This is a genomic window from Collinsella sp. AF15-51 (genome assembly GCF_003462845.1).
Lineage (GTDB): Bacteria > Actinomycetota > Coriobacteriia > Coriobacteriales > Coriobacteriaceae > Collinsella.
The window spans coordinates 25,151-39,410 of record NZ_QRYG01000008.1; the positions used below are offsets into that span (position 1 = coordinate 25,151).

The 14,260-nt window shown below is 59.4% G+C and carries 13 protein-coding genes; all 13 read left to right on the forward strand.

The window, feature by feature from the left end; genetic code table 11:
• The first annotated feature begins 20 nt into the window (after positions 1-20).
• The 13 genes from DWW51_RS05270 (at position 21) to DWW51_RS05330 (ending at position 14,259) form a co-directional block, all read left to right on the forward strand.
• Positions 21-941, forward strand: a complete 921-nt coding sequence (locus DWW51_RS05270) for a dihydrodipicolinate synthase family protein (RefSeq protein WP_117773756.1) — start codon at positions 21-23, stop codon at positions 939-941.
• Between the two features lie 170 nt (positions 942-1,111).
• Positions 1,112-2,077 (forward strand): ROK family protein, encoded by a 966-nt coding sequence (locus DWW51_RS05275; RefSeq protein WP_022094876.1) that lies wholly within the window; start codon positions 1,112-1,114, stop codon positions 2,075-2,077.
• Between the two features lie 140 nt (positions 2,078-2,217).
• A complete protein-coding gene (locus DWW51_RS05280; protein WP_117773757.1) occupies positions 2,218-2,904 on the forward strand; it encodes an N-acetylmannosamine-6-phosphate 2-epimerase in 687 nt (228 codons plus the stop codon).
• Positions 2,905-3,005: 101 nt separating this feature from the next.
• Positions 3,006-3,926 carry an RNase adapter RapZ gene (rapZ, locus tag DWW51_RS05285; protein WP_117638000.1) on the forward strand — a complete coding sequence of 307 codons (921 nt, stop codon included), beginning with the start codon at positions 3,006-3,008 and terminating at the stop codon, positions 3,924-3,926.
• A 6-nt stretch (positions 3,927-3,932) separates the two neighbouring features.
• Positions 3,933-4,862: a DNA-binding protein WhiA gene (gene whiA / locus DWW51_RS05290; protein ID WP_117759549.1), complete on the forward strand. Its 930-nt coding sequence runs from the start codon at positions 3,933-3,935 to the stop codon at positions 4,860-4,862.
• A gap of 193 nt (positions 4,863-5,055) precedes the next feature.
• Positions 5,056-6,081, forward strand: a complete 1,026-nt coding sequence (gene gap / locus DWW51_RS05295) for a type I glyceraldehyde-3-phosphate dehydrogenase (RefSeq protein ID WP_099431436.1) — start codon at positions 5,056-5,058, stop codon at positions 6,079-6,081.
• 140 nt (positions 6,082-6,221) lie between these two features.
• Positions 6,222-7,412 (forward strand): phosphoglycerate kinase, encoded by a 1,191-nt coding sequence (gene pgk / locus DWW51_RS05300; RefSeq protein WP_022094881.1) that lies wholly within the window; start codon positions 6,222-6,224, stop codon positions 7,410-7,412.
• On the forward strand, positions 7,405-8,172 hold the full coding sequence (gene tpiA / locus DWW51_RS05305) for a triose-phosphate isomerase (RefSeq protein ID WP_022094882.1): 768 nt from the start codon (positions 7,405-7,407) through the stop codon (positions 8,170-8,172). Before pgk ends, tpiA begins: the two co-directional genes overlap by 8 nt.
• Before the next feature lie 5 nt (positions 8,173-8,177).
• Positions 8,178-9,731: a 2,3-bisphosphoglycerate-independent phosphoglycerate mutase gene (gene gpmI, locus DWW51_RS05310; RefSeq protein ID WP_117773758.1), complete on the forward strand. Its 1,554-nt coding sequence runs from the start codon at positions 8,178-8,180 to the stop codon at positions 9,729-9,731.
• A gap of 161 nt (positions 9,732-9,892) precedes the next feature.
• The gene (gene secG / locus DWW51_RS05315) at positions 9,893-10,147 is read left to right on the forward strand and encodes a preprotein translocase subunit SecG (protein ID WP_117773759.1); all 255 of its coding nucleotides are present in this window, start codon (positions 9,893-9,895) and stop codon (positions 10,145-10,147) included.
• A 290-nt stretch (positions 10,148-10,437) separates the two neighbouring features.
• Entirely contained in the window at positions 10,438-12,114 is a 1,677-nt protein-coding gene (locus DWW51_RS05320) for an ABC transporter substrate-binding protein (protein ID WP_117758575.1), read from the forward strand.
• A gap of 157 nt (positions 12,115-12,271) precedes the next feature.
• On the forward strand, positions 12,272-13,309 hold the full coding sequence (locus tag DWW51_RS05325; protein WP_117758574.1) for an ABC transporter permease: 1,038 nt from the start codon (positions 12,272-12,274) through the stop codon (positions 13,307-13,309).
• Between the two features lie 14 nt (positions 13,310-13,323).
• A complete protein-coding gene (locus DWW51_RS05330; protein WP_117640785.1) occupies positions 13,324-14,259 on the forward strand; it encodes an ABC transporter permease in 936 nt (311 codons plus the stop codon).
• Position 14,260: the final 1 nt, after the last annotated feature.

Here is a 14,260-nt window from a genome sequence, read left to right on the forward strand (position 1 = left end):
AGACAACTAAGGAGATTCTTGTGGCAACTCAGAAATTCACCGGCGTTATCCCTCCCGTCGTTGTTCCCGATACCGAAGATCACCAGCTTGATGTTGCCTCCTTTGAGCGCAGCATCAACCGCATGATCGATGCCGGCGTCGATGGTCTGTTCTTCCTGGGCTCTTCGGGTGAGGTCGTCTTCTCCACCGACGAGCGTCGCCGTCAGATCATCGCCGAGGCAGTACGCATCGTCGACCACCGCGTTCCCGTTCTGGTCGGCATCATCGACACCGAGACCGAGCGCATGATCGAGCACGGTAAGGTCGCTCAGGAGCTGGGCGCCGATGCGCTCGTCGCCACCTGTCCGTTCTATGCCCTGCAGGGCATGACCGAGGTCGAGGAGCACTTCCGCATCCTGCACGAGGAGCTTGACCTGCCCATCTTCGCCTATGACATTCCCGTCTGCGTTCACACCAAGCTCCCCTGGAAGCTCCTTGCCAAGCTCGGTGCCGAGGGCGTCCTTGCTGGCGTCAAGGATTCCTCGGGTGATGACGTCTCGTTCCGCTATCTCGTTCAGGAGAACGAGAAGAACGGCCATCCGATGAGCATCCTCACCGGTCACGAGGTTGTTGTCGACGGCGCTTACCTCGGTGGCGCCGACGGTTCCGTCCCGGGTCTCGCTAACGTTGAGCCCGAGGGCTACGTTCGTCAGTGGAAGGCCGCTCAGGCCGGCGACTGGGCTACCGTCAAGGCCGAGCAGGATCGCCTCAATGAGATTTCGCACATCTGGGATGTCACCTCGGGCGTCCAGGGCTATGCCGGTGGCGTCGGCGCCTTCAAGACCGCTATGAACCTCATGGGCATCTTCGACAGCCCGACCATGCCGCGCCCGGTGAAGGCCATGACCGGCGAGAACGTCGAGGCTATTAAGAAGGTCCTCCAGGACAACGGTCTCCTGTAAAGCTTCCCCAGGCACCCGATCTTGGGGCTCAAGTGGTCGGGCGTGACCCATTAGGTCAACGCCCGACCACTTTCACCCCAACCTCGGGCACCTGGGAAACCTTTATCAACCTGTGGCGATAATTCTGCCCTCATTTCCTGTAGTTGTTTTTATCTCCGAAGGAGAGCGACATGGAGAACAAGTACGTCTGCTCTGTCGATATCGGCGGAACTAAGATTGCGACTGCCATCATGGAGTACCCGGCTGACGGTAGTGTGCCCCATCCCGTTTTTGAGGCCGAGGTTCCCACAGAGGCCCAAGAGGGCGGCGAGGCCGTCTTCCAGCGTATCGAGGCGTCCATCAAGGCTGCTCTCGAGGCGAATCCCGATGTCGAGGTCCTTGGCGTCGGTATCGGTGCCGCCGGCGTCGTCGATCCCAAGACGGGCGCCATCGCGTACGCCAATGAGATCATGCCCGGCTGGTCCGGCGTTCAGTTGGGGCCGCGTCTGCGCGAGGATCTCGGTCTTCCCGTTGCCGTTGTAGGCGACGTGCAGGCTCATGCTCTGGGCGAGGCCCACTGGGGCGTCGGCAAGGGCAAGTTCTCCGTCTTGTGTCTTGGCATCGGTACGGGCATCGGCGGCGCATATGTCGAGAACGGCCGCGTAATGCAGGGCTTCCATGGTGCTGCTGGCCATATGGGCCACATCGAGTGCTCGGCTGCCGCCGGCATTCCCTGCGCCTGCGGGCGTTCCGGCCATCTTGAGTCTGTCGCTTCGGGCACTTCCATTGGTCGTATGTACGATGAGCGCTTTGGTCGCGTCGACCCCAGCCGTCCTTCGGTCGGTCGCGATGTGAACGACCTGTGCCGCGCGGGCGACGCAAAGGCAACCGAGGTCATCCATGACGCTGGCTTTGCGCTGGGCGCCAGCTTGGGCTCGCTCGCCAATATCCTTGACCCGGAGGTCATCGTGCTTTCGGGCGGTGTGATTCACCAGGGTCCCGATTGGCGCTCGCAGACGTGGAAGGACTCGGTGCACGAGGGCTATGCCAGCCAGGCGCTCGACCCGCTTCAGGACACGCCGATCCTCATCGGTTCTCTGGAGGGCGACGCGCCGCTTATCGGTGCCGCCGAACACCTTCTTGCGTCGTTGAAGTAAACATAACTACCAAGTGCGCCTTCTGAGGTGCCGCAGATTGACGTGAAAGAGGAGCGAAGCGTACTTCGGTACGCGAGCGACGGTTTGAACGTCAAGGTGCGGTGTCTCAGAAGGCTGTTTTGAGAAAGGTTGAGTCGCACATGACCGTTGATCCTTTGATTCAATCCCTGAAGGGAAAGCTCGTCGTGAGCGTTCAGGCCTATATGGGCGAGCCGCTTCGTACGCCCGAAACCATGGCTCAGATGTCTCGCGCCTGCGAGCTTGGCGGCGCCGCCGCTATTCGCTGCCAGGGTCTTGCCGACATCGCCGCCATTAAGGGACGCTGCGAGGTCCCCGTCATCGGCTTGTGGAAGGATGGACACGAGGGCGTCTACATCACGCCGACGCTGCGTCATGCTCGCGCCTGCGTTGCCGCCGGTGCCGACATCGTGGCAATTGATGCCACTGATCGCCCACGTCCCGATGGCAAGACCATCGAGGACACCTTCCGTCCGCTGCACGAGGAGGGCGTGCTCCTGATGGCCGACTGTGCCACCATCGAGGATATTCGTCGTGCTGTCGATATGGGCTTCGACCTGGTGTCCACTACGCTTTCTCATGGTGTCGCCGCCATCGATTGCACCATGGCCGACGGTCCCGATCTGCCGCTCCTGCGCCAGGCGACCGAGGAGTTTCCCGGCCTTCCCATTATCTGCGAGGGCCGCGTGCACACGCCCGAGGAGGCCCGCGCCGCAATTGATGCGGGCGCCTGGGCCGTTGTCGTGGGCACCGCCATTACGCACCCCACGAGTATTACGAGTTGGTTCAAAGCCGCGCTTGAGGCGTAAGACGGACCTCGTATCCGCTCAGGGCGGTATACTCATTAAAAGCAATTGACCGCGCGGGATCCGGGTTGCTGGGTCCCGCGCTTGTTTTTAGGAGGCAGCACATGCAAAAGGGAGATGCCATGGATGCGGCGGAGCGCTCGGAGCGTATCCCCGATATCGTCATCATCACCGGAATGTCCGGATCGGGCCGCACACAGGCCATGCACGTGTTCGAGGATATGGGCTATTTTTGCATTGATAACCTGCCTCCGCGTCTGATTGCCCAGCTTGCCGAGCTCGTTGGCATCAATACGGGCGTGGGTAGGCACCTTGCCGTCACCTGCGACCTGCGCAGCCAGGGCTTGTTCGATGAGCTGCTCGATGCCGTTGCCGCACTCGAGGAGCGCGAGATGAGCTGCGACATCGTTTTTCTCGAGGCCTCTGACGAGGTGCTGATCCGTCGCTACAGCGAAAACCGCCGCCGCCATCCCATTGCCAAGCCGGGGGAGACTACGGCCGATGCGATTCAGCGGGAGCGTCTGCAGCTGCGGGGTGTGCGCGATCGAGCCGATATGATCATCGACACGAGCCGTCTGCGCACCTCTGCCCTGCGCAATAAATTGCGCATGGCGTTCTCCGAGTTGTCCGACCAGCAGCTCATGGACGTTCACGTGTTCTCGTTTGGCTTTAAGCACGGTATGCCCGTCGAGGCGGACATTATGATCGACGTTCGCTTCCTGCCCAATCCGTTCTACGATCCCGAGATGCGCACCATGACCGGTCTCGATAAGAAAGTCTCCGACTTTGTTCTGGACCATCCCAAGACCCAGGAGTTCTGGAAGGCCTGGACGCAGCTGCTCGATACGGTTATGCCCGGCTATATCGCGGAGGGCAAGCCGCAGCTTTCTATCGCCATCGGCTGCACGGGCGGACAGCACCGTAGCGTCGCCATTGCCGAGGCCACGGCCCGTTACCTGGAAGGCGCCCAGTATCACGTGAGCATCTCCCACCGCGACCTGTCGCGCGCCAACACGAAGGCATAGGCCTGCATGTCGTTTACCGCTGAGGTGCGCGACGAGCTTGCGCGCTGCGAACCCGAATGTGAATACTGCGATTTGTCGACGCTTGCCGCCCTGACGCGTGTGAGCGGTACGCTTTCGTTGGCCGGCTCCGGGCGGTATCGTTTGACGGTCGCGACCGAGACGGGAGCCGTCGCGCGCACGATGATCACGCTGACGCATCGCATCCTTAAGCTCAAAACGGAATTCACCGTTCGTAAATCGGTCTTGCATAAGGTCCGTAACTATCTCATTACCCTGCCCGATCAACCCGACCTGGACAAGGCTCTGGTGCTGCTGGGCATTCTAGACCGCAGGGGAGGGCTCGTTGCTGGTGTTCCCCGACACATCGTTGCCCGTCCCTGCTGCAGGCTTGCCTACATCCGCGGCGCGCTCATCGCGGGCGGCTTCGTGGCCGATCCACGCGGCGATTTTCATTTGGAGATCGCGGTGCAGGGCGAGCAATATGCCAAGGGGCTTTGCGACCTGTTGGGGCAGATTGGGGTCCATGCTCGTGTTAATGCGCGGCGGGGGTCATATGCCGTGTACATTAAGAGCGCCGAGGAAATCGAGCATTTATTAAAGCTGATTGGTGCCAAGCGCAGCGTTGCCGAGATTGAGGAGGCGCGCGCGGTCAAGTTGGTTAAGAACGATGTGAACCGTCGCGTGAACGCCGAGCTCGCCAACCAGACCAGAAGCGCCGGTGCTGCCCAACATCAGCTTGCGCTTATCGATGAGCTCGAGCAGCGCGGCCTTCGCGATGCGCTTCCGGATGCCTTGGCGGTCTTTTGCGACCTGCGCGAGCGCTATCCCGATCTGTCGCTGCGTGATTTAGGGGAGATGGCTGACCCTCCCTTGTCGAAGTCGGCCCTCTACCATCGAGTTTTGAGGCTTGAAAAGCTCATTGAAGCAAACGGGTAGTTTAAAGTATCGACTTATATACGGATTTAGCTGCTATTTTATTCTTTAAAACGTTTTAACGTAAATTTGATTTTCAATTTCGAGCATTCTCGTGAAATTCAAGTCAAAAAAAAGGTATATTAGGCGAGTGGTTAGTTTGTGGGCCTCAACGGCGGGCGCTGTAGCTTGCGGGGGCCTTACGAAAGGAGACACAATGGCAGTAAAGGTTGCTATTAACGGCTTCGGTCGCATCGGTCGTCTGGCTTTCCGTCAGATGTTCGGTCATGAGGGCTCCGAGATCGTCGCTATCAACGACCTCACCTCTCCCGATATGCTCGCTTACCTGCTGAAGTACGACTCCACGCAGGGCAACTACGCTCGCGATCACGAGGTCGTTGCTGGCGAGGATTCCATCACCGTTGACGGCAAGGAGATCAAGATCTACAAGGAGGCCGACGCCAACAACCTGCCTTGGGGCGACCTCGACGTCGACGTCGTTCTCGAGTGCACCGGCTTCTACACCAGCAAGGCTAAGGCTCAGGCCCACATCAACGCTGGCGCCAAGAAGGTCGTCATCTCCGCTCCGGCCGGCAGCGATCTGCCCACCATCGTGTACAACGTCAACCACGAGACGCTGACCGCTGAGGACAACATCATCTCCGCTGCTTCCTGCACCACCAACTGCCTCGCCCCGATGGCCAAGGGTCTGAACGACTTCGCTCCCATCGTGTCCGGCATCATGACCACCATTCACGCCTGGACCGGCGACCAGATGCCGCTCGACGGCCCGCAGCGCAAGGGCAACAAGCGTCGTAGCCGCGCCTGCGCCGTCAACATCGTCCCCAACACCACCGGTGCTGCCAAGGCTATCGGCCTGGTTCTCCCCGAGCTCAACGGTAAGCTCATCGGTGCCGCCCAGCGCGTCCCGACGCCGACCGGCTCCATCACCAACCTCTACGCTGTCGTTGACAAGAAGGTCACCGTCGACGAGGTCAACGCCGCTATGAAGGCCTACGCTTCCACCATCTCCGAGACCTTCGGTTACAACGAGGACGACATCGTCTCCACCGACATCATCGGCGAGACCCACGGCTCCATCTTCGACGCCACTCAGACCATGTGCTCTGACCTCGGCAACGGCCAGACCCTCGTTCAGGTCACCTCTTGGTACGACAACGAGAACTCTTACACCTCTCAGATGGTCCGCACCATCAAGTACTTCGAGAAGTTCGTTGCTTAATTTAGCTTTTAGCGAATAGCTCGTTGAGCGTCTAAAGAAGGGCGCGGCCTTATAGGGCTTACACCCTAGGGTCGCGCCCTTTTTATAGGAAATCGTCTGCCGTAATGGGAGGCAGACACGTACGAAAGGTAGAAGCAAACATGGCCTTTACCAAGAAGACCGTCCGCGACATCGATGTCGACGGCAAGCGCGTTCTCGTCCGCGTTGACTTCAACGTGCCTATCAAGGATGGCGTCGTTGGCGACACCACCCGTATCAAGGCTGCCCTGCCCACCATCAACTATCTCGTTGAGCACAACGCTCGCGTCATCCTCATGAGCCACCTCGGCCGTCCCGATGGCACCGGCTTCCAGCCCGAGCTGTCCCTCGAGCCCGTCGCCAAGAAGCTCGCCGAGCTCTCTGGTCTCGACGTTGCCTTTGTCGCCGACACCTACGGCGAGAAGGCTGCCGAGGCTGTCGCTGCTGTCGAGCCGGGCAAGGTTCTCGTTCTCGAGAACGTCCGCTTCGATAAGCGTGAGAAGAAGAACGATCCCGAGATCGCCAAGAAGCTCGCTTCCTATGGTGACGTCTTCGTTCTCGATGCCTTCGGCACCGCTCACCGCGCCCAGGGTTCCGTCGTGGGCCCCGCCGCTTACCTGCCTGCCGTCGCTGGCTTCCTGCTCGAGAAGGAGGTCGACACGCTGACCGGCATCTTCGCCGAGCCCGAGCGCCCCTTCGTCGCCATCGTCGGCGGTTCCAAGGTTTCCTCCAAGATCGGCGTTCTCGATCACCTCATCGACTCCGCTGACACCCTGATCATCGGTGGCGGCATGGCCTACACTTTCTTCCTGGCTCAGGGCCTGTCCGTTGGTCAGTCCCTCAAGGAAGAGGACTGGGTCGAGCGCGCTGGCGAGATGCTCAAGAAGGCCGAGGAGAAGGGCGTCAAGATCCTGCTCCCCATCGACAACCGCGTTGCCGATCACTTTGGCGAGGACGCTGTCCCCGAGGTTGTCGCTTCCGACGCTATCCCCGACGATCGTGAGGGCATGGACATCGGCCCCAAGACCGAGGAGCTTTACGCCGAGGCCGTCAAGGGTGCCAAGACCGTGTTCTGGAACGGCCCCATGGGCGTCTTCGAGTTCGACAACTTCGCTCACGGCACCCAGGCTATCGCCGAGGCTGTCGCCGAGGCCGACTGCACCTCGATCATCGGCGGTGGCGACTCCGTCGCAGCTGTCAACAAGTTCAACCTGGCCGACAAGATGAGCTGGATCTCCACCGGTGGTGGAGCTTCCATGGAGCTCGTCGAGGGTAAGGCCCTGCCCGGAGTGGAGGCGCTTCTCGATGCCTAATCGCACCCTTCTTATCGCTGGTAACTGGAAGATGAACAACGACGTCGCCGAGGCCGCCAAGCTCGCCGACGAGCTGGCTCAGGCTCTGCCCGAGGTTCCGGCTGGCGTCGAGGTGCTCGTCTGCCCTCCGACTATCGACATCACCACGGTTCATGACCGCATTCAGGCTGCCCCCATCGCCCTCGGTGCACAGAATGTGTACTGGGAGGCCAAGGGTGCCTTCACCGGTGAGTCCTCTTGCGACATGCTCAAGTCCGCTGGTTGCACCTACTGCATCATCGGTCACTCCGAGCGTCGCGACTACTTCCACGAGACCGACGAGGACCAGAACAAGAAGGCCAAGGCTCTCGTTGCCGCCGGTCTTGTTCCCGTCTTCTGCTGCGGCGAGTCCCTTGAGGTCCGCGAGGCCGGCACCTATGTCGAGCACGTCGTGAACCAGGTCAAGGCCGGCCTTGCTGGTCTTGAGATCACCTGCCCCAAGCAGGTCGTCGTCGCCTACGAGCCCATCTGGGCCATCGGCACCGGCAAGACCGCTACCGCCGAGGACGCTCAGGAGGTCTGCGGCGCTATCCGTGAGACCCTCAAGGAGATGTTCGGCGAGGAGCTCGCTAACGGCATCCGCGTCCTGTACGGTGGTTCCGCTAAGCCCGGCAACATCGCCGAGCTCGTCGCCAAGCCCGACGTTGACGGCGCCCTTGTGGGCGGCGCTTCGCTCAAGGCTGCCGACTTCGCCTCTATGGTCGTCAAGGCAGGCGAGTAGGACATATGGCACAGCGTCATCTTCCTGCACTCCTGATCATCATGGATGGTTGCGGCCTTGCTCCGGCCGATGGCGAGAACGCCGTCGCCGCTGCCAAGACGCCCTTCCTTGATAGCCTGTACGAGAAGTACCCCCACACCACGCTCGGCGCTTCGGGCGAGGACGTGGGTCTTCCCGATGGCCAGATGGGTAACTCCGAGGTGGGTCACCTCAACATCGGTGCCGGCCGCATCGTGTTCCAGGAGCTTTCGCGCATCAACAACGCCATCAAGGACGGCTCCATCGCCAAGAACGAGGTTTTCGTCAAGGCTATGGACGACGTCAAGGCTGACGGCAAGACCCTTCACCTCATGGGCCTTATGAGCCCTGGCGGTGTTCATTCTCACATGAACCACGTCGAGGCTCTGGTCAAGATGGCTGCCGAGCATGGTGTCAAGACCGTTCGCGTCCACGCCTTCATGGATGGCCGCGACGTTGACCCGCAGTCCGGTGCCGGTTACATGAGTGAGTTCTGCGCCTTCCTGGCTAAGATCTCCGAGGAGACTGGTTGCGACGCTCGCGTTGCCACCGTCTCGGGCCGTTATTGGGCCATGGACCGCGATAATCGTTGGGAGCGCATCCAGCGCGCCTACGACGTCATGGTCAACGCGTCCGATGCCGATACCGACCCCGTTGCCGGTATCAAGGCCTACTATGAGAAGGATCCGCGCGGCGACGAGTTCGTCGAGCCCTTCGCTGCCCACAACGAGGGCATCCACGAGGGCGACGCGGCCATCTTCTTCAACTTCCGTCCCGACCGTGCTCGTCAGATGACCCGCGTGTTCACGGACAAGGAGTTCGACGGCTTTGAGCGCGAGCAGATCAAGCTTTCTCACTTTGTGACGATGACCGAGTACGATCCGACGTTTGACGTCGAGGTCGCCTTCCCCAAGACGTTCCCCGAGAACGTCCTGGCCGACGTTATCGCCGCCAACGGCCTGAAGCAGCTGCATACCGCCGAGACCGAGAAGTACGCCCACGTGACGTTCTTCCTCAACGGCGGCATCGAGGAGCCCAAGGAGGGCGAGGAGCGCGTGCTCGTCGCTTCCCCCAAGGTCGCTACCTATGATCTGCAGCCCGAGATGAGCGCTCCGGAGGTTACTGAGAAGCTCGTCGCTGCTATTAACGAGGATCGCGCTGATTTCTACATCGTAAACTTCGCGAACTGCGACATGGTTGGTCACACCGGTGTCTTCGACGCCGCCGTTAAGGCCGTCGAGGCTGTTGACGATGCCCTGTCCAAGGTTGTCCCGGCGATTCTCGCCAAGGGCGGCTTTGCGCTGATTACCGCCGACCACGGCAACGCCGATCACATGTTTGACGTTGCTTCCGACGGTTCCAAGCATCCGTTCACGGCTCACACCACCAACCGTGTGCCGTTCATCATCGTTGATGAGAAGGCCAAGCTCACCGGTATCGAGGACGGTCGTCTCTCCGATATCGCTCCGACCATGCTCACCATGGCTGGTCTCGAGCCTTCCGCCGAGATGACGGGCCGCGTGCTCGCCACCGAGGCCTAAAGAAAACAACTATCGTTTTCTTGTAAGGGGGTTGTCCACGTCCGGGCAACCCTCTTTTGGTATTTCTGCCATTTCTACTCCGTCCCCAAATGGCAGATGGGGAGTGTTGGGGGTTGTGGTACAGTACTGGAGTTTGAATTGTTCTATTAAGGAGCTTATCTATGGGTCCGTTCCAGATTCTTCTGTTTGCTGTGTGGGCTGTTTCTGCCGTGGCGCTGACGATTCTCGTTCTGATGCACTCCGGTAAGGGCACCGGCGTTTCGGATATGATCGCCAGTTCTCTGTATAACTCCACCTCTGCCACGGGCGTTATGGAGCAGAACCTTGACCGCCTGACCGTCATCATGGCTGTTGTGTTTGCCGTGTGCGTCGTGCTGTGCATGTTCTTCTTCCCGCAGGGCATCGTCGGCTACTAAGCATCGGCGTATATACGTTTGTAAAGGGTCCCGCATGTGCGGGGCCCTTTTTGTTTACAGACTTGTAATAGAGTCAAAATATCCCCACATACTTCGCCTAACTAAAGAAATTCTCGACCGTTAACCGGAATCAGCGCCAAATTGTGCATAAAATGCGCTACTGTATTGCAAAACGTTGGCCCGCACTGCATAACCAGCCATAACGGCGGACCGCGTTTGAATGGTTCGATTGGGCTGTCTCGACGTTGCCCGGCCGAATTCACTTTGTCCTATCTCATAAGGAGGATGGCATGGCTGATTCTATGTTCCACCAGCCCGTTATGGGTCGTCGCGCCTTTGTTGGCGGCACCCTCGCTGCGAGCTCCATGGCTTTTCTTGCCGCATGCGGCAAGAAGGGCGGCGACGCTTCCGGATCTGACTCCGGTTCGACGCTGAACTTCTACATCAACAACCCGGTCTGCATCGACCCCTACAACGTCCAGGAGGATCAGGGCACTCAGGTCGAGTACCAGCTCTTCGACGCTCTGACGGAGTACGACCCCGAGAAGGGCGAGATCGTTCCGCTGGCTTGCGAGTCCTTTGAGGCTAACGACGACGCCACCGAGTTCACCTTCAAGATCAAGAAGGCTAAGTTCCACAACGGTGACGACGTTACCTCCAAGTCCTTCAAGCTCGGTTGGGAGCGTCTAGTCAACACCAAGTCGGCCATCGCCACCGAGTATGGTCCTTCCGAGGTCTCCTATCACCTTTCCATGGTTGAGGGCTATGACGATCTGCTTGCCGGCAACGCTACCGAGCTCAGCGGTGTTACTTGCCCCGACGATGAGACCCTCGTCGTCAAGCTGTCTTCCGCTTACGCCGACTTCCCCTTCGTCGCCTCTCACCCGGCTCTGTCCCCGGTTCCCGAGTGCGCCGAGTCCGATGTCAAGAGCTTCTACCTTGCCCCGGTCGGTAACGGCCCGTTCATGATGGACGGTAAGTGGGAGGATGGCCAGGAGATCAACCTCAAGAAGTTTGACGATTACTATGGCGACAAGGCCAAGATCGATGGCATCCACTTCCAGGTCATCAAGGACATGGAGACCGCTTACAAGGAGTTCCAGGCCGGTAACCTCGATGTCTGCGACGTTCCCGTTGCTCAGATCGATGCCGCCAAGAAGGACCGTGGCGAGTCCAAGGACGGTTACACCATGGGTGACGGCGAGCATATGCTGCTCGGTGCCGAGCCTTCCACGTACTATCTGACCTGCAACACCACGGCCGAGCCGTTCAATAACGCCGACCTGCGCAAGGGCATCTCCCTGGCCATCAACCGTGAGGCCATCTGCAAGACCATCTTCAAGGGTACCCGTACCCCCGCCGACGGTATTGTTCCTCCGGGAATCGCCGGCTACAAGGAGGGCGCATGGGAGTTCTGCGCCTATGACGTCGACAAGGCTAACGAGTACCTCGACAAGGTCGCTCCCGCTGGCGCTAACGGCGATCGTGGCATTAGCGTGACCCTTTCCTACAACCAGGACGGTGGTCACAAGGAGATCATGGAGTCCATCATCGGCGACCTCGCCAAGGTTGGCGTTACCGCTGTCTCCGATACCCCTGAGTGGTCTGCCCTGCTCGAGCAGTATCAGAACTTCAACTATCAGTTCGGCCGTCTGGGCTGGATCGCCGATTACCCGATCATGGACAACTTCCTGTACCCGCTGTTCCACTCCGACTCCCTCGGTGGCGACAACCGCTCCGGTTACAGCAACCCCGAGTTCGATGCCAAGGTCGACGAGGCCCGCACCACGGTTGATGACGAGGAGCGCATCGCCAAGATGCGGGAGGCCGACGCTATGGTCGCTGCTGACTGCCCGGTTATCCCGGTGATGTTCTACACGCACACCATCGCTGGCTCTGACCGCGTCAAGCATCTCTATGTTGATCCGCAGAAGCACGCCGATCTGGGTACCGCCGAGCTCGCCTAAGGGTTTTGCAGCTTCCGTGAGGGTCAAGTATTTACGTAGACCTCATGGGAAACATACAGTTCTCCCTAACCTGGGGTAAACTGGCTGATGGTAATTTTGGGATGCCGGTCTGGCGATCGGCATCCCATTTAGGTTAATCCCTAGATAGGGGAGTGGTATGGGTAAGTACATCGTTAAACGTGTGCTTCAGTTCATCCCGGTGTTTTTGGGCGTTACGCTGATTCTGTTCGCCCTCCAGAATATCGTGCCGGGAGATCCGATCAAGCTGATCGGTGGAGACAAGGCTCTGTCCCCCGAGGTGGAGCTCCAGCTTCGCGTTCGCTATCACCTGGTCCAGACGGACGAGGACGGCAACGCGATCCTTGACGAGAACGGCGACCCCGTTCAAACGTCGCTCGTGGACCGTTACTTGTATTACATGAACGGCCTGCTTCATGGCGATCTGGGCAATTCGTACCAGCGCAAGCTGCCGGTTACGGAAATCTTTGCCCAGAAGTATCCGTATACGGTCAAACTTGCCGCGTGCGCCATCGTGCTCGAGGCAATCATGGGTATCGGTGCGGGTATCATTTCGGCGGTTAAGCGTTATTCCTTCTGGGATATTTTGGTAACGCTCACCACGTCGATTCTCGTTGCCGTCCCGGCCTTCTGGCTCGGTATGTTGCTGCAGCTGTTCTTTGGCGTCATTCTCAAGGACGCCACGGGCGGTGCATTCTCCATGCCGATCTCGGGTGCCGGCGGTTCCAGCTCTCAGTATCAGGATTGGATGCACTATGTGCTTCCGACCATTACGCTGGCTTCGGTTTCGACCGCTTATGCCGCCCGCATTATGCGCTCGCAGCTGCTTGACGTCATGAACCAGGATTACATCCGTACGGCAAAGGCCAAGGGTCTCTCCAATCGCGCGATCATTATCAAGCATGCGCTTAAGAATGCACTCATCCCCGTCGTTACCTATATTGGTGTCGACTTCGGCGGCATGCTTTCGGGCGCCATCCTGACCGAGACGGTCTTTAACTGGCCCGGCATCGGCTTCGAGGTCTACCGCGCCATTAGCATGCGCGACTGGCCCATCGTTATGGGCGGCGTTACGCTCATTGTTGTCGTCGTTATGGTGATCAACCTGCTCGTCGACATTAGCTATGCATTCCTCGACCCGCGCATCCGCCTTGGCGGTCCGTCGGATAAGGCCTAAGGGAGGTACGTCTCATGCAGGAAACTGATTCTCAGTCTCAGGAGCAGGCTACCGCCACCAAGGCCGCATCTGCTCCCGCCAAGTCCCGCACGCTGTGGGGCGACGCTTTTAAGCGTCTTCGTAAGAACAAGCTCGCCGTTATCGGTGTCTGCTGGATCATCATCGTTGTTGTGGTCGCCCTGACCGCCGATCTGTGGGCTAAGCCCTGGCTCGGCTCTCCTACGGCTTCTGACTCGACCACCATGGCCGAGACGTCGCTGCTGGCTCCGTGTGCCGAGCACCCGTTTGGCACCGACTCTCTTGGTCGTGACATTCTCGTCCGTGTTATCTACGGTGCACGCGTTTCGCTTTCCGTCGGTATTATGGCCACCGCCATCTCCACGGTGATCGGTCTGGTCATGGGCGCCCTGGCCGGTTTCTATGGCGGCATCTGGGATACGATCATCATGCGCTGTGCGGACATCTTCCTGGCGTTCCCGTACGTGCTGTTCGTTGTTGCCATGATTGCCGTTATCGGTCGTGGTCTTCAGAATGTCTTTATCGCCATCGGCATTCTCGGCTGGCCTTCGATTGCGCGCGTCTTTAGATCCGCGATCCTGACGGTCAAAGAGAACGACTATGTTGACGCCGCTCGCGCTATGGGTGCATCCGATGCGCGTATCGTTATGCGCCATATCTTCCCGAACTCCGTTGCTTCTATCGTGGTCTATGCGACCATGAACATTGGTGGCGCTATTCTGACCGAGTCTGCCCTGTCCTTCCTCGGCATGGGCGTTATCCCGCCTACGCCTTCGTGGGGCTCCATGATTCAGGACGGTCAGCAGTATCTTCTGACTGCTCCCTGGATGATGATCATGCCCGGTCTGGCAATTCTCTCGACGGTGCTCGCCTTCACCCTGCTGGGTGACGGTCTGCGCGACGCCCTCGACGTCAAGATGAAGGACGCATAAG